Source organism: Microbispora sp. ZYX-F-249 (assembly GCF_039649665.1).
In the GTDB taxonomy this organism is placed as follows: Bacteria; Actinomycetota; Actinomycetes; order Streptosporangiales; family Streptosporangiaceae; genus Microbispora; species Microbispora maris.
Genome location: NZ_JBDJAW010000165.1, coordinates 1 through 486, shown reverse-complemented (window position 1 = coordinate 486; position 486 = coordinate 1). Strand labels below are relative to the sequence as shown.

The following is a 486-nucleotide window of genomic DNA, read 5'->3' as shown; positions in this document are numbered from 1 at the left end:
TCATCGCCAGCGTCGCGATGAACGGCACCATCCGCCCATAGGAGACCAGGATGCCGTTCAACAACCCCGCGCCGGTGCCCACCAGCACCGCACACACGATCATCACGACCGGCCCGTACGCCTGGGTCGCCAGCGTGGTCGCCCAGACCGAGGCCAGCGCCATCAACGCGCCGACCGACAGGTCGATGCCACCACCGATGATCACGAAGGTCATCCCGACCGTGATCACACCGATGGTCGAGGCCAGCGCCAGAATGCTGACCAGGTTGGAGGAGGTGGCGAAGTTCTCCGGCCGGGTCACCACACCCACGATCGCCAGCAGCACCAAGGCCGCTACCAACCCGACATGCCGGACCTCACCCAGCCGCCCCAGGCGGCCACCGGCACCCGGCGCTTTCACACCCGGACCGGCCGGCGCGGCCTGATCGACCTTAGTCATGCAACGCTCCTTCAGAGGAAGTTTCTGCTTCGACGGACCCGGGGGTC

At 67.1% G+C, this 486-nt stretch carries 1 protein-coding gene; it reads right to left on the bottom strand.

The window, feature by feature from the left end; all coding sequences use genetic code 11:
* Window positions 1-439: ABC transporter permease (locus AAH991_RS40240; protein ID WP_428834103.1), on the bottom strand; the 439-nt coding region annotated here is incomplete at its 3' end.
* Window positions 440-486: the final 47 nt, after the last annotated feature.